21 protein-coding genes are annotated in these 20,478 nt (G+C 69.3%); 6 read left to right on the forward strand and 15 right to left on the reverse strand.

The genetic code is table 11. From position 1 onward, the window contains the following. Positions 1-15: 15 nt before the first annotated feature. From AB3X07_RS12645 to surE, 4 genes are read right to left on the reverse strand one after another with little or no spacing between them, the layout of a single operon-like run. A complete protein-coding gene (locus tag AB3X07_RS12645; protein WP_369938954.1) occupies positions 16-822 on the reverse strand; it encodes a peptidoglycan DD-metalloendopeptidase family protein in 807 nt (268 codons plus the stop codon). Then, positions 801-1,415, reverse strand: a complete 615-nt coding sequence (locus tag AB3X07_RS12650) for a YqaA family protein (RefSeq protein ID WP_369938955.1) — start codon at positions 1,413-1,415, stop codon at positions 801-803. The genes AB3X07_RS12645 and AB3X07_RS12650 overlap by 22 nt, the downstream gene beginning before the upstream one ends. Positions 1,416-1,449: 34 nt before the next feature. Further along, positions 1,450-2,127, reverse strand: coding sequence for a protein-L-isoaspartate(D-aspartate) O-methyltransferase (locus AB3X07_RS12655; protein ID WP_369938956.1), 678 nt, complete (start codon positions 2,125-2,127; stop codon positions 1,450-1,452). Next, positions 2,124-2,903: a 5'/3'-nucleotidase SurE gene (gene surE / locus AB3X07_RS12660; RefSeq protein WP_369938957.1), complete on the reverse strand. Its 780-nt coding sequence runs from the start codon at positions 2,901-2,903 to the stop codon at positions 2,124-2,126. The genes AB3X07_RS12655 and surE overlap by 4 nt, the downstream gene beginning before the upstream one ends. A gap of 98 nt (positions 2,904-3,001) precedes the next feature. On the opposite strand from surE, the gene AB3X07_RS12665 reads away from it, so the two are divergent. After that, a complete protein-coding gene (locus tag AB3X07_RS12665; protein WP_369938958.1) occupies positions 3,002-3,535 on the forward strand; it encodes a Smr/MutS family protein in 534 nt (177 codons plus the stop codon). A 16-nt stretch (positions 3,536-3,551) separates the two neighbouring features. Here the strand turns inward: AB3X07_RS12665 and truD are convergent, their stop codons facing one another. The 11 genes from truD to AB3X07_RS12720 all read right to left on the reverse strand — a co-directional run bounded on the left by truD (position 3,552) and on the right by AB3X07_RS12720 (position 11,656). Continuing rightward, positions 3,552-4,568, reverse strand: coding sequence for a tRNA pseudouridine(13) synthase TruD (truD, locus tag AB3X07_RS12670; protein WP_369944750.1), 1,017 nt, complete (start codon positions 4,566-4,568; stop codon positions 3,552-3,554). Between the two features lie 44 nt (positions 4,569-4,612). After that, complete coding sequence (gene ispF, locus AB3X07_RS12675; RefSeq protein WP_369938959.1) at positions 4,613-5,116, reverse strand: 2-C-methyl-D-erythritol 2,4-cyclodiphosphate synthase; 504 nt, start codon at positions 5,114-5,116, stop codon at positions 4,613-4,615. Between the two features lie 40 nt (positions 5,117-5,156). Further along, the gene (locus tag AB3X07_RS12680) at positions 5,157-5,624 is read right to left on the reverse strand and encodes a hypothetical protein (RefSeq protein ID WP_369938960.1); all 468 of its coding nucleotides are present in this window, start codon (positions 5,622-5,624) and stop codon (positions 5,157-5,159) included. Beyond that, positions 5,624-6,325, reverse strand: a complete 702-nt coding sequence (gene ispD / locus AB3X07_RS12685) for a 2-C-methyl-D-erythritol 4-phosphate cytidylyltransferase (RefSeq protein WP_369944751.1) — start codon at positions 6,323-6,325, stop codon at positions 5,624-5,626. Before ispD ends, AB3X07_RS12680 begins: the two co-directional genes overlap by 1 nt. Continuing rightward, positions 6,322-6,684 carry a cell division protein FtsB gene (gene ftsB / locus AB3X07_RS12690; RefSeq protein ID WP_369938961.1) on the reverse strand — a complete coding sequence of 121 codons (363 nt, stop codon included), beginning with the start codon at positions 6,682-6,684 and terminating at the stop codon, positions 6,322-6,324. The genes ispD and ftsB overlap by 4 nt, the downstream gene beginning before the upstream one ends. Positions 6,685-6,687: 3 nt before the next feature. Next, positions 6,688-7,980: a phosphopyruvate hydratase gene (gene eno / locus AB3X07_RS12695; protein ID WP_369938962.1), complete on the reverse strand. Its 1,293-nt coding sequence runs from the start codon at positions 7,978-7,980 to the stop codon at positions 6,688-6,690. Between the two features lie 87 nt (positions 7,981-8,067). Further along, positions 8,068-8,406 carry a hypothetical protein gene (locus tag AB3X07_RS12700; RefSeq protein ID WP_369938963.1) on the reverse strand — a complete coding sequence of 113 codons (339 nt, stop codon included), beginning with the start codon at positions 8,404-8,406 and terminating at the stop codon, positions 8,068-8,070. Between the two features lie 85 nt (positions 8,407-8,491). After that, positions 8,492-9,322, reverse strand: coding sequence for a 3-deoxy-8-phosphooctulonate synthase (kdsA, locus tag AB3X07_RS12705; RefSeq protein WP_369938964.1), 831 nt, complete (start codon positions 9,320-9,322; stop codon positions 8,492-8,494). Next, the gene (locus tag AB3X07_RS12710; protein WP_369938965.1) at positions 9,319-9,600 is read right to left on the reverse strand and encodes a hypothetical protein; all 282 of its coding nucleotides are present in this window, start codon (positions 9,598-9,600) and stop codon (positions 9,319-9,321) included. Before AB3X07_RS12710 ends, kdsA begins: the two co-directional genes overlap by 4 nt. Further along, a complete protein-coding gene (locus tag AB3X07_RS12715) occupies positions 9,600-11,264 on the reverse strand; it encodes a CTP synthase (protein WP_369938966.1) in 1,665 nt (554 codons plus the stop codon). Before AB3X07_RS12715 ends, AB3X07_RS12710 begins: the two co-directional genes overlap by 1 nt. A 137-nt stretch (positions 11,265-11,401) precedes the next feature. Further along, on the reverse strand, positions 11,402-11,656 hold the full coding sequence (locus AB3X07_RS12720; protein WP_369938967.1) for a hypothetical protein: 255 nt from the start codon (positions 11,654-11,656) through the stop codon (positions 11,402-11,404). 166 nt (positions 11,657-11,822) lie between these two features. On the opposite strand from AB3X07_RS12720, the gene parE reads away from it, so the two are divergent. The 5 genes from parE to AB3X07_RS12745 all read left to right on the forward strand — a co-directional run bounded on the left by parE (position 11,823) and on the right by AB3X07_RS12745 (position 20,365). Then, on the forward strand, positions 11,823-13,712 hold the full coding sequence (gene parE, locus AB3X07_RS12725; protein ID WP_369938968.1) for a DNA topoisomerase IV subunit B: 1,890 nt from the start codon (positions 11,823-11,825) through the stop codon (positions 13,710-13,712). A gap of 621 nt (positions 13,713-14,333) precedes the next feature. After that, positions 14,334-15,272: a hypothetical protein gene (locus tag AB3X07_RS12730; RefSeq protein WP_369938969.1), complete on the forward strand. Its 939-nt coding sequence runs from the start codon at positions 14,334-14,336 to the stop codon at positions 15,270-15,272. Positions 15,273-15,324: 52 nt separating this feature from the next. Continuing rightward, the gene (locus AB3X07_RS12735; protein ID WP_369938970.1) at positions 15,325-16,902 is read left to right on the forward strand and encodes a hypothetical protein; all 1,578 of its coding nucleotides are present in this window, start codon (positions 15,325-15,327) and stop codon (positions 16,900-16,902) included. Positions 16,903-16,985: 83 nt separating this feature from the next. After that, positions 16,986-18,545: a hypothetical protein gene (locus tag AB3X07_RS12740; RefSeq protein WP_369938971.1), complete on the forward strand. Its 1,560-nt coding sequence runs from the start codon at positions 16,986-16,988 to the stop codon at positions 18,543-18,545. Between the two features lie 311 nt (positions 18,546-18,856). Next, complete coding sequence (locus AB3X07_RS12745) at positions 18,857-20,365, forward strand: S10 family peptidase (RefSeq protein ID WP_369938972.1); 1,509 nt, start codon at positions 18,857-18,859, stop codon at positions 20,363-20,365. The last annotated feature ends 113 nt before the right edge of the window (positions 20,366-20,478 follow it).

Below are 20,478 nucleotides of genomic sequence, written 5' to 3' on the forward strand. Positions count from 1 at the left end.
GCGGCTAACGCGGGGTTACTTCGGCGGCAGATACAGCAGCGGATCGACCGGCTTGCCGTTGTAGCGGATCTCGAAGTGCAGCATGTCGCGCGCGGCGCCGCTGCGCCCCATCTCGGCGATCTGTTCGCCGGCCTTGACGTTCTGTCCTTCGTTGACCAGGCGCTTGCGGTTATGGCCGTAGGCCGACAGCCACTGCTCGTTGTGCTTGATGATGATCAGTTCGCCATAGCCCACCAGGCCGGCGCCCGAATACACCACCACGCCATCGGCGGCGGCACGCACCGCCTGGCCGCTGCTGCCGGCGATGTCCACGCCCTGCTTGGTGGTCTCGCCGACGACGAAGCGGCTGACCACCGCGCCATCGGCCGGCCAGCGCCAACTGAAGCCGCTGCTGACCGGCGCCGGCGCCGCGGCAACCGGCGGGCGCGTGGCCGTCGTGGCGCTCGGAGGGGACACGACGGTACCACCACTCGGCCGCGTGGCGACCGTGCCGCCACCCGGCGGATAGAGCTTGAGCGACTGCCCGGGATAGATCGTGTACGGCGGCGGCAGCCGGTTCCAGGCAGCCAGGTCCTGCGGCGCGATGTTGTTGGCACGGGCGATCGCGTACAGCGTATCGCCGCGGCGCACGGTGGCGCTGACCCCGGGCTTGGGCACCGACACGCGCGGCGTCGCCACCGCGGACTTGCCGGGCGCTCCGGGCGTGCGCACCACCGTGGCGCTGCTGCATGCCCCCAGGCCGGCCATCACCAGCAACCACACGCTGCCACGCAGGCCGTTACGCACCAACCGATCGACGCTCATCCGACCTTCGCTCTCCATATGACCCACACCACCAGCAGCGCCAGGATCGCCGTGGCGACCCAACCGAGCGGTTCGATCCAACGGCGCAACGCGGCTTCCGCGCGCGGGCCGCCGAGGCGGATCGCACCGGCCACCAGATACACGCGCTTGCCGCGCCCCACCACCATGCTCGCCAGGAACGGTAGCAGCGGGATTCCCACGATGCCTGAGGCCCAGGTAAATATCTTCAGCGGAATCGGCGTGAATCCGGCCAGCACCAGCAGCCAGAACGCGCGCCACGGCGACTCGGCGACGACCTCGCGCAGATGGTTCACCTGCGCATCGATCTTCTGCGTCCAGCCCAGCCACTCGATCAAGGGCTGCACCGCGGCGAAGGCGAAGTGGCCGAGCATGTAGCCGACCAGCGCACCGGCCAGCGACCCCATCAAGCTCAACGTGGCGAACCACAAGGCGCGCCGCGGCTGCGCCAGCGACATCGGCGCCAGCATCACCTCCGGCGGCACCGGGAACACGATCGCCTCGGCGAAGCTGAGCCCGGTCAGCAGCGCCGGCGCGCGCCGGTGGCGCGACCAGGCGATGGCGCGTTCGTACAGCGGCCCGAAAATCTTCATTCCATCCAGCTCCGGTGGTTCGACCCAGGGTGATTCAATCCAGCATGCCCGACAGCAACGGCACGAAGGTGACTGGCGCCAGGATGTCTTGTTCGATCTGCCCCTCGGCATCGCGACGCAGCCGCACCAGCGACTGCGAGGACGGGCCGCCCACCGGCGCCACCAGGCAACCGCCGGGCGCCAACTGCGCGACCAGCGCATCGACCAGCGCCGGCGCCGCGGCGGTGACCACGATCGCGTCGTACGGGCCGTGCTCGGCCCAGCCGATGCGGCCATCGTCGTGTTTGCTGCGCACGTTCATGCCGAGCTGGCGCAAGCGCTTGCGTGCCTGCCGCAGCAGGTCGCCGATGCGCTCCACGGTGTAGACCTCCAGCCCCAGCGCGGCCAGGATCGCGGCCTGGTAGCCGGAGCCAGTCCCCACTTCCAGCACCCTCTTCGGCGCCGCCGCGAGCACGGTCTCGGTCATCCGCGCCACCACCCACGGCTGCGAGATGGTCTGGCCGTGACCGATCGGCAGCGCGGTGTCCTCGTAGGCGCGCGAGGCCAGCGCTTCGTCGATGAACAGATGCCGCGGCACGGTGCGCACCGCGTTGAGCACGCTCTCGTCGCCGATGCCGGATTCGCGCAGGCGCGCGACCAGACGATCGCGCACCCGCTGCGAGGTCATGCCGATCCCGATCGCCTCCGGTTGCAGCCGCAGCCGCGGCGTCATGCCGGGTTGCCCAGTGCGGCGGTGAGGCCGCCGACCCAACTGGCGACCGTCTCCAGCGCCTGATAGCGGGTCAGGTCGACCTGGATCGGAGTGATCGAGATGAAGCCGGTGCGCACCGCGTGGAAGTCGGTGCCGGGGCCGGCGTCCTGCTCGCGGCCGGCCGGGCCGATCCAGTACACGGTGCCGCCGCGCGGGTCCGGCTGCGGCAGGCACGGTTCGGAACGGTGGCGGTTGCCGAGCCGGGTGACCTCGAAGCCCTTGATCTCGCTCCAGGGCAGGTCCGGCACGTTGACGTTGAGGATGGTGTCGGCGGGCAGCGGATCGGCCTTGAGCTGCGCCACGATCTCCACCGCCGCGCGCGCGGCGGTCTGGAAGTGCCTGGGCTCGTGGTTGTGACTGACCAGCGACATCGCCACCGCCGGCAGGCCGAGGAAGCGGCCTTCCATCGCCGCCGACACGGTGCCCGAATAGATCACGTCGTCGCCCAGATTGGCCGAGTTGTTGATCCCCGACACCACCATGTCCGGCTCGCCCTCGAGCATGCCGGTGAGCGCCAGGTGCACGCAGTCGGTCGGCGTGCCGGCGACGCTGCAGGTATGCGGATCGATGCGCTTGATCCGGATCGGCAGATCCAGGGTCAGCGAATTGCTCGCGCCGGAACGGTCGCGATCGGGCGCGACCACGGTGACCTCGTGGCCGGCGCCGCGCAACTGCTCGGCCAGCATGCGAATGCCGGGGGCATCGACGCCATCGTCGTTGGAAACCAGTACGCGCATGGTGCTCCTCGGAAAACCCCGGGCATGATACCGGATGCGTCCGGCCAGGTCGCCGACAGCGCGCTTGCGTGATCGCGTCGGCAGGTTAGGCTGTGCGCATGTCGCAGCCCGAAGACGAAGATCCCGCCGCCCTGTTCCGCGCGGCGATCGGCGCGGTCACGCCGCTCAATGCGACGCCACCGGCCAATGCCAAGCCACGGCCGAAGCCGCGCGCGCGCATGGCCGAGCGCGACGAGGCCGAGGCGCAGAGCGAGTTCCAACGCCTGCTGCGCGACGGCGCGCCGCTGGAAGCCGGCGACGTGGCCAGCTACCGCCGCGAGAGCGTGCCGGCGCGCGTGTTCCAGCGCCTGCGCCGCGGCCAGTTCTCGGCGCAGGACGAACTGGATCTGCACGGCGCCAACGCGGCGCAGGCCGAGGCGCTGCTGCGCCAGTTCATCGCCGAGGCGCATGCGCACGAGTACGGCTGCGTGCGCATCGTGCACGGCAAGGGCCTGCAGTCCGGCGGCGTGCCGATGTTGAAGAATCTGGTCGATCGCCTGCTGCGCCAGCGCAACGACGTGCTGGCGTTCCATTCGGCGCCGACCGCACAGGGCGGCACCGGGGCGATGCTGGTGCTGCTGGCGCGGCGCTGACCCGGCGCCGCGCGGCTCATTCCTGCGCCGCGGGCTCGGCCTGCATGCCCTGCCCCGCATCGGCGACCTCGCCCAACTCGTGCAGCAATGCGGTGGCGTAGCTGCCGGGCGGCAACGTGAAGCACAGTTCCAGCGCGGTGGCGTCCGCGTCCAGCCAGCGCCATTGCAGCGCGCCGGCGCGCAAGCGAGTGGCGCGCCGTTCCTGCTTCAGCCCTTCGCGCTCCAGACCCTCGCGCAGGCGCAGCGCGACCGCGTCATCCAGCGCGGCCAGTTCCAGCGCGCGTGCCGCCTCGGCGCTGCGCAGTTCGCCGGCGCCCCACAACGGCGCGGACGGATGGATGTCGAAGCGCTGCAGGCGTTCGGCAAGCGCCTGCGACCATGGCTCCGGGCCGAACACGCTGCGGCTGCCGTCGAGCATCCACACCTCGCCCTCCAGCGCGCTGTCCCAGTTGCCGGCGGCCACGCGCGCGGCCAGCACCCGGTTGAACAGTTCGGAACGCGCGGCCGACAGCAGCAGCGAGCGCTGCTCGCGGCGCACCCGGCGCCCGCCGAACATCGCCAGCGCAGCGCCGACATTGCCGCCATCGCGGCCGAAGCGCTGCTCGCCGAACCAGTTGGGGATGCCGCGCGCGGCGATCTGCGCCAACTGCGCCTCGATCGCCGTGCGCTCGCCGCGCACCTCGCGCAACACCAGCACGAAGCCGTTGCCGGCCAGAGCGCCGCGCGGCAGCTTGCGGTTGTGCCAGTGCGCTTCCAGTACCTGCAATTCTTCGCTGTGCAACGCTTCCAGCGCCGGCGCCACGCGCTTGGGCAAATGCACCGAGAATCGCTGGGTGGTGACCGCATGCCGGTCCTTCATGCCCGCATAGCCGATCGCCATCTCCGCCACGCCGGCCCAGTGCGCCAGGCGGCGCGCGGCGAAGGCGGTGTTCATGCCGCGCTTGCGCACCGTCAGCAACAGGTGCTCGCCCTCGCCGGTGGGCGCGAACGCGGGCAGTTCGTCGACCTGAAAGTCCTCGGCCACGCTGCGCATGCGCGCCTGCAGCGGCGCGGCACCGAACGCGCGCGGCAGATCGCTCACAGCGCCACCAACAACGCCGCGGCCTGCGCCGCGATGCCCTCGCCGCGCCCGGTGAAGCCGAGCTTCTCGCTGGTGGTGGCCTTGACGCTGACGCAGTCCAGCTCGATCTGCAGCAGCGCCGCCAGGCGTTCGCGCATCGCCTGCGCATGCGGGCCGACCTTGGGCCGCTCGCAGATCACGGTGACGTCGACGTTGCCCGGGCGCCAGCCCCGCGCGCGCAGCAGGCCCACGCAGTGATCGAGGAACTGCGCGCTGTCGGCGCCTTTCCAGCGCGGATCGGACGGCGGGAAATGCTGGCCGATGTCGCCCAGCGCCAGCGCGCCGAGCAGCGCGTCGCACAGCGCGTGGATCACCACGTCGCCATCGCTGTGGGCGAGTACGCCGCGGTCGTGCGCCACGCGCACCCCACCGAGCATGAGGTGGTCGCCGTCGCCGAAGGCGTGCACGTCGTAGCCCTGGCCGATGCGGAACGGAAGCGGAGAAGCGGAAGTGTGTGACATGGCGTTCCTGTTGAAATGAGCGGCGCGGGTCGGGGGGCGGTCAGGCGCCGGCGTGCAGCGCGCGCGCGTACACCGGCAGGGCCTCGGACGTGGGCATGGCGTCGTCGGGATCGGCGGCGCCCCAGTGCGGAGCGAGCCAGTCGGCATGCACGGCGCGTTCGACGATCTCCCGCAGCGGCACGTGCCTCACCGGGCCGGCGAACGGCAGGCGGCCATGCGCCGACGACACCAGGCTGAAACGCAATTGCCGCGCCTGCCCGTCGTGCCAGCAATAGAAGGTCATCGCCGGCAAGGCCTGCGCGCGCAGCTTGGCCTGGCGGCTGTCCGCGACCGCCCCGACGAACCACACCACGCTCTCCGCATCGAGCCCGGCCTGCTGATCCTCGCGCGGCGAGAACGCCCACAGATTGGACCGGGCTTCATGCAGCATGTCCTCGCCATCGATCACGATCGCATCGTCCGCCGCCTGTTGCAGCCAGGCGTGCGCCAGCGAACCCTCGAACCGCATCAGCCACCCTGCCGCTGGAACAGTTCGAACTCGAAGCGGGCCAGATCGGCCGGCGTGGTGACCTTGAAGTTGTCTTCGGCGCCCTCGACCAGCAGCGGCCGCAGGCCGAGCAGTTCCATCGCCATCGCGTCGTCGGTGACTTCGACGCCGGCGGCGGCGGCCTGTTCCAGCGCGCGGGTCAACTGCAGGCGCCGGAACAGTTGCGGGGTCAGCGCGCGCCACAGCCGCTCGCGCGGCTCGGTGGCGTCGATGCCGCCGTCGTCGCCGGCGCGCTTGAGCGTGTCGCGCACCGGCGCGGCCAGGATCGCGCCGACCGGATCGCCGCGGCCGGTTTCCAGCAACCGATCCAGATCGGCCAACGCCAGGTTCGGGCGCGCCGCATCGTGCACCAGCACGAAGTCGTCGGCCTTGACCGCATCCGGCAAGGCCTCCAGCGCGGCCAACACCGAGCCGGCGCGGCTGGCGCCGCCGATGCAGGTCAGCACCGGCTTGCCCGCCAGCTCGGTCCAGCCGGGCCAGTCCGCGTCGTCGGCGCCGAGCGCGATCATCGCGCCCGCCACCGTCGGATGCGCCAGCAAGGCGTGCAAGGCATGTTCGATCAGCGGCCGCCCGCCGGCGTGCAGATACTGCTTGGGCACGGCCGCGCCGAAGCGGGTACCGCGCCCGGCGGCCGGGACCACCGCCCACACCGCGCCCATCAGGGCTGCTCGCCGGGCGCGGCCGGCGCCTGCTGCGGCGCTGCGCCATCGGCCGGAGCCGCCGCCGGCGGTGCCACCGGCGCATCCTCGACGACGCGGTAGAACTTCTCGCCCGGTTTGATCATGCCCAGCTCGCTGCGTGCGCGTTCCTCGATCGCCGCCTCGCCGTCCTTGAGGTCCTTGACCTCGGCGGCGAGCGCGGCATTGCGTTGCTGCAGACCTTCGTTGTCGCGCTTCTGGTGCTGGACCTGGCTCTCGAGCACCAGCACCTCGCCGGAATTGCCCGGACCGAACCAGAAGCGGTACTGCAGCCACGCCAGCAATCCCGCCAGCACCAGCAGCAGCCAGCGCCAGTTGCGCACGGCTTATCGCTTGAGCGAGACGAAGGCGTCGCGCCCGGCGTAGCGCGCCCCGCTGCCCAGCGCTTCCTCGATGCGCAGCAGCTGGTTGTACTTGGCCACGCGATCGCTGCGGCACAGCGACCCGGTCTTGATCTGGGTGGCGGTGGTGGCCACGGCGATGTCGGCGATGGTGGTGTCCTCGGTCTCGCCGGAGCGGTGCGAGACGATCGCCGCGTAGCCGGCCTTGTCGGCCATGGCGATCGCTTCCAGGGTCTCGGTCAGGGTGCCGATCTGGTTGACCTTGATCAGGATCGCGTTGGCGGTGCCGGACTCGATGCCCTGCTTGAAGATCTTCGGGTTGGTCACGAACAGGTCGTCGCCGACCAGTTGCACCTTGCCGCCGATGCGCTCGGTGAGCAGCTTCCAGCCGGCCCAGTCGTCCTCGGCCAGGCCGTCCTCGATGCTGACGATCGGGTACTGCGCGGCCCAGTCGGCGAGGAAGTCGACGAACTGCTCGCTGGTCAGGCGCTTGCCCTCGCCCACCAGGTGGTACTTGCCGTTGTCGTAGAACTCGCTGGAGGCCACGTCCAGGCCCAGCAGCACGTCCTCGCCGGCGGTGTAGCCGGCCTTGCCGATCGCTTCCAGAATGGTGTCCAGCGCTTCGACGTTGCTGCGGAAGTCCGGCGCGAAGCCGCCTTCGTCGCCGACCGCGGTGGACAGGCCGTGCCCCTTCAGCACCGACTTCAGCGCGTGGAAGATCTCGGTGCCGGCGCGCAGCGCCTCGGAGAACGAGGCGGCGCCGACCGGCAGCACCATGAATTCCTGGAAATCGACGTTGTTGTCGGCATGCGCGCCGCCGTTGATGATGTTCATCATCGGCACCGGCAGCGCCAGGTTGGCGGTGTTGCCCGCGGCCAGCGACTGCCACAGCGGCTGCTTGCGCGAGGCGGCGAGCGCATGCGCGTTGGCGAGCGAAACCCCGAGCAGCGCGTTGGCCCCGAGGCGGCCCTTGTTCTCGGTGCCGTCCAGGTCGATCAGGCGGCGGTCCAGGCCCTGCTGGTCGGCGGCGTCGAAGCCCTGCAGCGCGCCGGCGATGGTGGTGTTGACGTTCTCCACCGCCTTGCGCACGCCCTTGCCCAGGTAGCGGGTCTTGTCGCCGTCGCGCAGTTCGACCGCTTCCTTGGTGCCGGTGGACGCGCCGGACGGCACCGCGGCGCGACCGAACGAACCGTCCTCCAGGATGACATCGGCTTCCAGCGTGGGATTGCCGCGGCTGTCGAGGATTTCACGGGCGTGGATGCTGCGGATCGTACTCATGGGCGGGCCGGTTACCTGTAGGAAGAGGGGGCGGAAACGAATGCCGGCTGATTATCCCCGGCCGCCCGTTGCTTGCCAAATGCGGCCTCAGCCGAGGCCCGACGGAATCCCGCCCAGGAACAGCAGGATCAGGATCAGCATGGCCAGCAGCAGGCCGCCGGCGATGCCGGCCAGGACGCGGCCGCGGCGCAGCGCCCAGCCCAGGGCCGCGGCGATCAGCGTGCCCAGCGCGGCGCCCGCCAGCACCAGCAGGCCGCCGACGATCCAGGGCTGCATGGCCAGGATGCCGTGGTTGCCGTCGCCCGGCGCGCCGATCGCGCGCGTGAAGGCGAACAGCACCACGCCCAACGCCGCCCAGGCCAGCAGCGACAGCAGCAGCGCGCACAGCCCCCAGGCCTGGGCGCGGATTTGGCCGCCCGCGCTCATCGCCATCGTCCCGCAACGCAGGCAGGCGCCCGCCAGGGCGATGCTCGCCAGGCGTGGCCCGAACGTCGCGGCGGCGGCCGGTACCTCACGCGAAGCGCGAGAACCCGTGCTTCTTGGTCACCGCGTCCAGCTCCATCAGCGTTTCCAGCAGCGCCTCCATCTGGTCCAGCGGCCAGGCATTGGGGCCGTCGGACAGGGCCTTGGACGGATCCGGATGGGTCTCGGCGAACACGCCGGCGACGCCGACCGCGACCGCCGCGCGCGCCAGCACCGGCACGAACTCGCGCTGGCCGCCGGAACTGCCGCCCTGCCCGCCCGGCAACTGCACCGAATGGGTGGCGTCGAACACCACCGGGCAGCCAGTCTCGCGCATCACGCTCAGCGAGCGCATGTCGCTGACCAGGTTGTTGTAGCCGAAGCTGGCGCCGCGTTCGCAGACCATGATCTGCTCGTTGCCGGTGGACTTGGCCTTGTCCACCACCGGCTTCATGTCCCACGGCGACAGGAACTGGCCCTTCTTGATGTTGACCGGCTTGCCGGCGGCGCACACGTTCTTGATGAAGTCGGTCTGCCGCACCAGGAACGCCGGGGTCTGCAGCACGTCGACCACCGCGGCCACCTCGTGCATCGGCGTGTACTCGTGGACGTCGGTCAGCACCGGCACGCCGATCTGCCGCTTCACCGCTTCCAGCACCTTGAGCCCTTCTTCCAGGCCGGGGCCGCGGAAGCTGGTGCCGGAGGTACGGTTGGCCTTGTCGAAGCTGGACTTGAAGATGAAGTTGATCCCGAGCCTGCCGGTGATCTCCTTGAGCCTGCCGGCCACATCCAACTGCAGTTGCATCGACTCGATCACGCACGGACCGGCGATCAGGAACAACGGCTGGTCCAGGCCGGCTTCGAATCCACAGAGCTTCATGTCGTCATCCTATGTTTGAGCAAATGCACGAGGCCGCCAAGCAGCAGAAGCGGCGTGCCAGCCAGAAAAAGCGCGGACGCGGCGCGACGGGCGGCGACCACGGTCACGGCGACGTAATAGCCGTCGCCGATCTCGGGCTTCGCGAACACCCCGCCCATCGGCACATACCGCACCAGCATCCCGAGCCAGAACGCCGCCGCGGCCAGCGCCACCAGCAACAGCCCCAGCACGACCACGCGCTCGCGGAGCGTGCCGAACCGCGTGGTCGGCGCGGGCATTACGCCCGCGCTTCCTTCAAAAGCTTGCCGCCGGCCTTCTTCTCGCGCGCGGCGCGGACGAAGCCGATGAACAGCGGATGGCCATCGCGCGGCGTGGACAGGAACTCCGGGTGCGCCTGGCAGGCCAGGAACCACGGGTGCGTGTCGCGCGGCAACTCGACCATTTCCACCAGGGTGTCGTCCATCGACTTGGCGGAGATCACCAGGCCGGCGTCCTCGAGCTGGGTACGGTAACGGTTGTTGAACTCGTAACGGTGACGATGACGCTCGGCCACCACGTCCTTGGCGTACACCTCGCGCGCCAGGGTGCCGGGCTTGAGCCGCTGCTCCTGCAGGCCCAGGCGCATGGTGCCGCCCAGGTCGGACTTCTCGTCGCGCTTCTCCACGTCGCCGCTGGCGGTGCGCCACTCGGTGATCAGGCCGATCACCGGATACGGCGACTGGCGATCGTTCTCGGTGCTATTGGCGCCATCCAGGCCGGCCACATGCCGCGCGTAGTCCACCACCGCCGCCTGCATGCCGTAGCAGATGCCGAAGTACGGCACCCGATGCTCGCGCGCATAGCGCGAGGTCAGCACCTTGCCTTCGAAGCCACGGTCGCCGAAGCCGCCGGGCACCAGGATGCCGTCCACGTCGGCCAGCGCCGACAGGTCGCTGGCTTCGAGATCCTGCGCCTCCAGCCACTTCAGGTTGACCTTGGTGCGCTGGCGCAGGCCGCCGTGCTTGAGCGCCTCGCCGACCGACTTGTACGCGTCCTGGTGGTCGACGTACTTGCCGACCACGGCGATGGTGACCTCGTCGAGCGGATGCTTGATCGCATCGACCACCGCCTCCCACTCCGACAGGTTGGCCGGGCCGACCTTGTCGCGCAGCTTGAACTGCTCGATGACGATCTCGTCCAGGCCCTGCCGGTGCAGTTCCAGCGGCATGCCGTAGAGCACGTCGATGTCGGCGGCGCTGATCACCGCGCGCTCGGACACGTTGGTGAACAGCGCGATCTTGCGCCGCTCCGAATCCGGGATGGCCTTCTCCGAGCGGCACAGCAGCACGTCGGGCTGGATGCCGATCGAGCGCAGTTCCTTGACCGAATGCTGGGTCGGCTTGGTCTTCAGTTCGCCGGCGGCGGCGATATACGGCACCAGGGTCAGATGCATGAACATCGCCCGTTCGGCGCCGCGCTCGGTGCGCACCTGGCGGATCGCCTCCAGGAACGGCAGCGATTCGATATCGCCGACGGTGCCGCCGATCTCCACCAGCGCCACGTCGAAGCCGGCGGTGGCTTCGTCCACGCAACGGCGGATTTCGTCGGTGATGTGCGGGATCACCTGCACGGTGGCGCCGAGGTAGTCGCCGCGGCGCTCCTTGCGGATCACGTTCTCGTAGATGCGCCCAGTGGTGACCGAATTCTTGCGCGACAGGCGCGTGCGCACGAAGCGCTCGTAGTGGCCCAGGTCCAGGTCGGTCTCGGCGCCGTCGTCGGTGACGTACACCTCGCCGTGCTGGAACGGGCTCATCGTGCCCGGGTCGACGTTGATGTACGGGTCCAGCTTCATCATCGTGACCGACAGGCCACGTGCTTCGAGGATGGACGCAAGCGAAGCGGCCGCGATGCCCTTGCCAAGCGAGGACACTACGCCGCCGGTAACGAAGATCAGGGGGGTCATGGCTCGAAGGCCTCCCGGAAAGCCATAGTTTAACGGGTGAAGCGGATTTGCCCAAGCGCTTTCGCCGGCATCCGCCCCACAAAAAAGCGACGCCCCGGAGCGACCGGGGCGTCGTGTGCGGGAAACAGGGCGCGGGCTCAGGGCTTGCGCGCTTCCTCTTCCTCTTCCTTCTTCGGCGCGGCCGCATCCTTGCCGGCCTTGTGCTGGGCGGCGGCCTCGGCACGGCGCTTGGCCTTGGCATCGGCCTCCGCCTTCTCCTTCGCGACCTGCGCCTCATAGGCGGCCGCGCCAGAGGTGGCCGGATCGGCGCTCTGCGCCTGGGCCATCGCGACGGGGATGGCCACCGCGGCGGCGACCAGCGCCGCCAGGGTCAACAGCTTGCGAACGTTCATGGCGTACTCCTGTGTGGGGCGCAACGACAATGGGGACGCCGTCGCGGTTTTTCCAGGCCAAAGCCTAGCGCGCCGCCACGGCACCGGCCCTGAACACCGGCGACGTGCAAAAAACCGCCGCAGACCGCACACTTCCGGATCTGCTTCGCGCCACCTGTTGAGACGCATGAATACCCGCTACAACGCCGCCGACATCGAAGTTCTCTCTGGCCTGGACCCGGTCAAGCGCCGGCCCGGCATGTACACCGACACCGCCCGCCCCAACCACCTGGCGCAGGAAGTCATCGACAACGCCGTGGACGAGGCGCTGGCCGGCCACGCGCGGCACATCGAGGTGACCCTGTACAAGGACGGCAGCTGCGAGGTGGCCGACGACGGCCGCGGCATGCCGGTGGACATCCATCCGGAGGAGAAGATCTCCGGCGTGGAACTGATCCTCACCCGCCTGCACGCCGGCGGCAAGTTCAGCGACCGCAACTACACCTTCAGCGGCGGCCTGCACGGCGTGGGCGTCAGTGTGGTCAACGCGCTGTCCAAGCAGGTGGAACTGTTCATCAAGCGCGACGGCAGCGAGTACCGGATGGCCTTCGCCGACGGCTTCCCCGCCTCCAAGCTGGAGACCGTCGGCAGCGTCGGCAAGAAGAACACCGGCACGCGCCTGCGCTTCTGGCCCGACCCCAAGTATTTCGACACGCCCAAGTTCGCGGTGCGCGCTCTGCGCCACCTGCTGCGCGCCAAGGCGGTGCTGTGCCCCGGCCTGACCGTGAAGCTACACGACGAGGCCACCGGCGAGCAGGACACCTGGTTCTTCGAGGATGGACTGCGCGACTACCTCAAGGGCGAACTGGCCGAGCGCGAACTGCTGCCGGCCGACCTGTTCGTCGGCAACCTGAAGAAGGACCGCGAGATCGTGGACTGGGCGGTGGCCTGGGTCGCCGACGGCGAGCTGGTACAGGAGAGCTACGTCAACCTGATCCCCACCGCGCAGCACGGCACCCACGTCAACGGCCTGCGCAGCGGCTTCACCGACGCGCTGCGCGAGTTCTGCGACTTCCGCAACCTGTTGCCGCGCGGCGTGAAGCTGGCGCCGGAAGACGTGTGGGACCGGGTCGCCTTCGTGCTGTCGCTGAAGATGACCGACCCGCAGTTCAGCGGCCAGACCAAGGAACGCCTGTCCTCGCGCCAGGCCGCCGGCTTCATCGAAGGCGCCGCGCACGACGCCTTCAGCCTGTGGCTGAACCAGAACGTGGAGACCGGCACGCGCATCGCGCAGATCGCGATCGACCGCGCCAGCGCGCGCCTCAAGACCGAAAAGCAGATCACCCGCAAGAAGGTCACCTCCGGACCGGCGCTGCCCGGCAAGCTTGCCGACTGCATCAGCCAGGACCTGTCGCGCACCGAACTGTTCCTGGTCGAGGGCGACTCGGCCGGCGGCAGCGCCAAGCAGGCCCGCGACAAGGACTTCCAGGCGATCCTGCCGTTGCGCGGCAAGATCCTCAACACCTGGGAAGTGGCCTCCGGCAGCGTGCTGGCCTCGGAGGAAGTGCACAACCTGGCGATCGCGATCGGCTGCGACCCGGGCAAGGACGACATCGACGGCCTGCGCTACGGCAAGGTGGTGATCCTGGCCGACGCCGACTCCGACGGCCTGCACATCGCCACCCTGCTGACCGCGCTGTTCCTGCGCCACTTCCCGGCGCTGGTCCGCGCCGGCCACGTGTTCGTGGCGATGCCGCCGCTGTTCCGCGTGGACGTGGGCAAGCAGGTGTTCTACGCGCTGGACGAGGAAGAGAAGCGCTCGCTGCTGGAGAAGATCGCGCGCGAGAAGCTCAAGGGCCAGGTCAGCGTGACCCGCTTCAAGGGCCTGGGCGAAATGAACCCGCAGCAGTTGCGCGAGTCCACCATCCACCCGGACACGCGGCGGCTGGTGCAGTTGACCATCGACGAAGGCGACGAGACCCGCTCGCTGATGGACATGCTGCTGGCCAAGAAGCGCGCGGGCGACCGCAAGCAATGGCTGGAGACCAAGGGCGACCTCGCTTCGCTGGAAGTCTGAGGCGCTGCCATCGAGGCGGCCGGCATCGGATCGATCCGGCCGGCCTACTGGGCGCTTCCGCCGTGTCGTGAAAGCGGTCCGGCCGCCCAGGCAGATAGCGGAGCCCAGCTGCCGCTCGCGCAATCGGGGCTGAAGCCCCTCCCCCACCGCCCTGCGCGAGCGCGCGACATCCGCGAACGCAAATTCGGCGCGAGCGATCACGCCAGTCACGCGCCCTCCCTGTAGGCGCGGCTTCAGCCGCGACGAACGAAGCGGAGGCGCCGCAACCGCCATTGCGGCCACCGCGCCGACGTGCCGCCGCGTCCGAGCGAGCAGCGCATCGCAGCGCGCATGCCATCCCAAGCGAGTCGCACACGCACCACGCACCACGAGCAAGGCGCGCGCAAACCGCTTCCTCGCCGCAAGTCACGACACGCATCGCATCGCGCGATCACGCCTCCCACGCGCGCATTACGGCATCGCGCACCCAAAGCGGCCACAGCAACCGCCGCGCCCCCTCGCTTCCCGCTCGCATCAAAAGCGCCGCACACGCTGTCCGGTTTTTTGCGCGGCCGGCGTTGTTGATCAGGTAGCCCGCATTGCGCCGGCTGCCCAGGAATCAACCACCAAAAGGAAGCCTTCATGAGCGACAGCTCCGACACCCCGGCGTTCGACGATCTCGACCAGCTCGACGCCCTGCTCACCGACACCCGCGCCAACGACACCCGCACCGTCTCCGACATCGATGCCGCGCGCGATGTCATCGCCACCTTTCGCGACGGCGAAGGCTCCGGTTCCTGGATTGGACTGGACCGCACCGAGGTGGCCGACCGCCTGCGCGACCTGATCGACAACCCGCGCCTGATCCGCCAGGGCGCCCTGAACCTGTGCGGGCCGGCGGCGCTGCTGCTGATGTGGGACAGCCGCGATCCGCTGGGATTTGCCACCTTCGCCACGACCCTGTATGAGAACGGCAGCGCCGATCTGGGCGATCTCGCCATCACGCCCAAGGACACGCTGCTGGCGCAGGACTACAGCACGCTGAGCACCGGCACCTTCGGCGCCGACTGGATGCTGCTCAGCGCGATCCGCAATACCGACCAGCCGTTCTGGCAGAGCAGTTGGGTCGGCGATCCGGAGCAGACCCTGGCCGGGCTCACGCGCCCGGAGGAACTGGCCAGCTGGCTGCGCGCCACCGGCATCTACGATCAGGTCAGCGACGAGGGCAACTGGGCCTCGCCGGCCGGCATCCCGCACGCCACCGGCATCGAGTTCCGCGAGGGCCGCGACGTGGCGCTGCTGATCCACAGCAACCTGTTGCATGCCGCGCGCAGCAGCGGCCACCCGCTCGACAGCCAGTTCCTGCTGGACCTGTTCCCCAACCACTACATCGTCGGACTCAACAACATCAATGTGGCGGTGATGGATGGACCGCTCGACGACGAAGGCACGCCCAGGTTCCGCAAGGACGACGTGCTGCTGTCGATCTGGTCGTGGGGCGAGAACAGCTTCGACCTGGCGGTGCCGCAACGCGACTTCATCGACAACTACTACGGCGCGGTCATCGCCGATCTTCCGTGATTTTCCCGGGCGGCGGGAACGTCGCCCGGCCCTCATCGCAAGGAGCACTTTCATGGCACTCGTCACTCCCGACGTCATGCTCAACTCGGTCATGGGCAAGGTCTACAACGTCCTCACCAACGGCGACGACACCGTTCCCAAATCCGAAGACAATTTCTTCAGCTGGGCCACGCCCGGCATTCCGATCCAGGCCGAAGACGTCCGCTTCATGAAGCAGGGCCTCACCGGCGTGGTGCGCAAGGCCGCGCTGGACGAGCAGCGCACCACCCAGCCCGACGGCACGGTCACCAGCCCGGAATTCACCCCCGCGGAACTGGAGGCGCTGAAGGGCCAGGACGCAGTGCAACTGCAGAAACAGGCCGAGGACTTCGCCCGCCTGGTCGACTTCGTGCCGGACCTGGCCGCCAACGTCAACAACCAGTTCGCCGCGCTGAGCGTGATGAACAACGAAGGCACGCTGTCCGAGCGCTACGAGTACATCCTGCGCATGAGCCAGGTGATGCACAACGAGTTGCCGGACGACACCAAGAAGAAGATCGAGAAATTCCGCGGCCTGCTGCAGACCACCGTCACCAAGAAGAACCTGATCGACGACAGCGAGACCCAGGTCACCGAGCCGAGCCCGCTGGTCAAGGCCTACAACGAGAAGATGGTCGATTACATGACCGCGGCGCTGGACTACAACAACCAGCGCATCGACGCGCTGGCCGCCGCCAACCAGCGCGCGGTGCAGAACTGGGCGATCAACGCCAACATCCTGCGCAACAAGGTCAAGGCGGCGATGTCGGACTGGGTGTCCAACGGCTACAAGAACGACTACGAGCAGATCGCCGCGTTCATCGACCAGGTCATGCAGCGCGACATGGCGCTGCTCAAGCAGCAGTACCGCGACGACCTGGAGAAGGCACGCCTGACCGGCCTGAATTCCGGCAGCGACTTTTTCTACAGCTCGGTGGTCCCTGGCAACTTCATGGACAAGGCCGGCTGGACCGAGTTCGGCTTCAGCTCTTCCGACTACAACAGCTCCAGCAACTCCAGTTACGCCATGCGTCGCTCCAGCACCAGCGCCGGCGGCGGCTTCCTGGGCATCTTCGCCGGCGGCGGCAAGGTCAGCAACGCCAGCGGCGAAAGCCAGTCGCACGTGCAGTTCGATTCGGAGCACTTCAGCATGAACTTCAGCATCGCGCAGATGCCGATCGTGCGGCCATGGTTCAAGACCGCGTTCCTGATGAGCAAGAGCTGGCGCATGGACCAGAACAATCCCGAGGCCAAGGGCCAGTACGCCTCCGACGGCGGCACCCCGGCCAAGGGCTTGTTGCCGGCCTACCCGACCTCGCTGATCCTGGTGCGCGACCTGACCCTGTGCTTCGCCAAATCCTCCGGCTTCAGCGACATGGCCGAGTCCTGGCAGCGCTCCTCGGCCAGCGGCGGCGGCGTGTTCTCGTTCGGCCCATTCCACCTGGGTGGCTCGCACGGGCGTAGTTCGGCCAGCGGCGAGCGCTCCAGCCAGGCGCACTACGACCGCCAGACGCAGACGATGACGGTGGAAGGCACGCAGATCATCGGCTTCAAGTGCCACGTGTTCCCCAAGTCGCCCGATCCGCTGCCCAGCATCACCGACTGGATCTGAGCGGCGCCACCGCGGCGGGCGGCCCGGAGGCCGTCCGCCGCCTTGCGCATCACGTTGTCCTTTTTCCCAAGGAACCGCCTGCAATGGATGCAGCCGCCCAACTGGCCCTGATGGCCAAGGCCGAACACGTGTTCGGCAGCGACGACACCGATCTCAGTTTCCCGGTCACGCCCCTGGCCTTCGCGCCCGCGGCGCTGGACCTGCTCGGCGATGGCACGATGCAGCACCTGATCGAATTCTCGCTGCTGGCCAACCGCATTCCCGACGGCCCCGCCTGGAGCGGCGACAGCCCGACCCTGCTGTGGGACGTCTACGCGCAGGTGCTGCGCGAAGCCCAGTTCGCCCAATCCACCCGCAGCGCGCAGGAGGAAGCCGACTACCAGGCCGCCTGCGCGGTGCTGTACCGGCAGGACGAGGAAGGCCGGCGCGTGCCGACCGACGCGGCGCTGGCCTATCGCAGCTACCGCGACCGCTACCTGCTGCTGCAGCAGGACTACCTGGCGCAGCAGGCCACCGCCACTGCCGGCGATGCCGCGCAACTGCAGGCCTGGCGCGACGTGCAGCAACCGGCCCTGCAACGCGGGCTGGCCGACGCGCTGGCCGACTGGGCGGCGCTGGGCGAGCGCGCGGCGATCGAGCAGGCACAGGCCCAGGTCGGCACGCTCGGCGCGAAGTCGCCCTGGCAGACGCTGAGCGAGTGGAAGGGACGCTGCAATCCCGACATGGACACGCTGACCCGCGCCAGCGACCAGTTGCGCGTGTATCCGACCAGCTACTCCCCCGGCAACGCGCTGGACGACGGCGCCTGGCGGCAGTTCGAACTCAGCGCCGCGGAGATCGACGCGGCGCTGGCCGAAGCGCCCGCCGACCTGCGAGCGCGCCTGGGCGCGGGCGGCGACGCCGGCATCGCGTCGCTGCGCTTCGAGTTCAGTTCCGCGGCGCTGGTCCGCCCCTGGTTCAGCGCGGACGCCTTCAGTGCGCGCTTCTGGCGCTTCGCCGACGCCACGCAACTGCTCAGCGACGGCCAGTCGCCGGCACAGGGCCCGTGCACGGCCTATCCGGTGGCGGTGGTGTTCGCGCGCAACATCCAGGTGCAGCGCAAGCCTAGCGCGCCGGCGCCGGCCGCGACCGGCACCGGGCTGGGCTTCGATCCGATGCTGCTGCGGCAAGTGCGGCTGAGCCCGACTCGGATCATCCGGCCACGGCTGCTGCCGCGCGCGCCAGCGGATCCGATCGGCATCGGCCGACCGCCGCCGATCAGGATCGGGCCACGCGCGGCGCCTGGTTCAAGCACGCCGGACACGACCACCGCGCCGGACGCCGCGGAGACCATCGCCATGCGGCGCATGCCGTTGCGCGGCATCGCCGCGCCGGCGCTGCGTCCGCGCATCGCGATCGGCCGCCCCGCACCGATCGCCTCGCAGCCGGTGGCCGCGCAGGCGACCCTGCGGCGCCTGCGCCTGGACCTGTATGCGCGCGACCTGAGCGTGGCCGAGGCGGCGCCAGCCGTTCCCCGGGTGACCCAACCACCAGCCGCACCCACGCACGACGCAGCACCAAACGACGACAGCATCTACATCCTCGCCTTCATTTGCCGTCCCCTGCCGCGCTGCCCGGACCCGGATCCGGCATTGGCCTGGTAGCCGCCGCCGCGGGCGCCGCACCGCTTCGCGACCGCGGCGCAGGTTGCGGCTCGCGCGCGCCGCATTTGCGTATGCCTCTGCGTAGGCGTAGGCACGGGCACGGAGCACAGAGCACAGAGCACGGCGCCGAGCATGCGGATCCTGCCGCACCCACGCGTCGCAGACGGCGCCTGCGCCAATCGCATGCATCGCCCGACCCCGCTCCGGTCGATCCCGCGCCCGCCAGGTAGCCGGCACCATGCCTTTGTACACATCCGCCTGCGGCGCCAGCCGGCCTAGCATGCCGGCTTCCCCCGTCCCGAGCGCCCGCCGTGCCGAACCTGCCCAAGTCCCTGCTGGCCGCGTTGTTGCTGGCCGTCCTGCCGCTGCCTGCGGCGCTGGCCGCCGGTGCCGATGGCGACGACAAGCCGGACAAGGCCGACAGCGCCGAACCGGCCAAGCCGGCGGCGCTGCCGGCCGATGCCAAGGTGCGCCAGGTCACCCGTGTGGAGGGCAGATCGCTCAGCTACACCGCCACGGTGGGCACGCTGCCGGTGAAGGACGCGCAGGGCAAGGTCGTCGCCGACGTGGTGTTCACCGCCTACACCGTGGACGGCAAGGATCGGCCGGTCACCTTCGCCCTGAACGGCGGTCCCGGCGCCGCATCGGTCTACCTCAACCTGGGCGCGATCGGGCCGAAGGTGGTCGCCTTCGGCAGCGAAGGCGACAGCGCCTCGGCGCCGGCGACGCTGCACGACAATCCCGGCACCTGGCTGGACTTCACCGACCTGGTGTTCATCGACCCGGTCGGCACCGGCTTCAGCCGCTCGCGCGTGCCCGACGAGCAGGCCAAGAAGCAGTTCTACAACCCGCAGGCCGACATCGAGTACCTGTCGCGCACCATCTACGACTGGCTGTTGAAGAACCAGCGGCTGCAATCGCGCAAGTACCTGGTCGGCGAGAGCTACGGCGGCTTCCGCGGCCCGCGCATCACCCATTACCTGCAGACCCAGTTGGGCGTGGCGATGAACGGCGTGGTGCTAGTCTCGCCGTACCTCAACCCGACCCTGGACGACAACGGCGACGTCTCGCCGCTGGCGTGGATGCTGACCCTGCCCTCGATCGCCGCCGCGCATCTGGAGCGCGAACAGCGCCTGACCCCGGAGGCGATGCGCCAGGTGATCGACTACACCCGCGGCGACTACGTCACCGCGCTGCTGCGCGGACGCTCGGACCCGGCCGGCAGCGAACGCATGATCCAGCAGGTGGCGGCGATGACCGGGCTGGACCCGGTCTACGTGCGCCGCGCCGGCGGCCGCCTGGAGACCCAGGCCTACCTGCGCGAGGTGTTCCGCGACAAGGGCCAGCTCGGCAGCCGCTACGACTCCAACGTCACCGCGTTCGACCCGTTCCCGAACGCGCCGGAGCAACGCGCCAACGACCCGCTGCTGGACAGCATCATCGCCCCGACCACCACCGCGATGGTGGATTTCGTGACCCGCGTGGTCGGCTGGAAGGTGGACGCGCGCTACCAGGCGCTGAACTACGGCGTGAACAAGCTGTGGGACTGGAACGACGAACTGCGCAAGGGCTCGGTGACCGAACTGCGCCAGGCGGTGGCGATCGATCCCAAGCTGCGGGTGCTGATCGTGCACGGCTGGAACGACCTGTCGTGCCCGTTCATGGGCTCGGTGCTGACCGTGGACCAGATGCCGGTGATGGGCAACGACCCGACCCGCGTGCAGGTCAAGAACTACCCGGGCGGCCACATGTTCTACAACCGCGCCGACAGCCAGCGTGCGCTGCGGGCGGATGTGTTGGCGATGTATCGGGCCAACTAGCTGGGAATGGGGAGTGGGGAATGGGGAATCGCAAGAGCGGCTTCCCTGGCTGGGCCGGCGTACGCGGAGTCCCAACCTGATCTCTGGTCGACGGACGCCGTGGCTGGTGTTCA

It is taken from the genome of Xanthomonas sp. DAR 35659, from assembly GCF_041242975.1.
Lineage (GTDB): Bacteria > Pseudomonadota > Gammaproteobacteria > Xanthomonadales > Xanthomonadaceae > Xanthomonas_A > Xanthomonas_A medicagonis.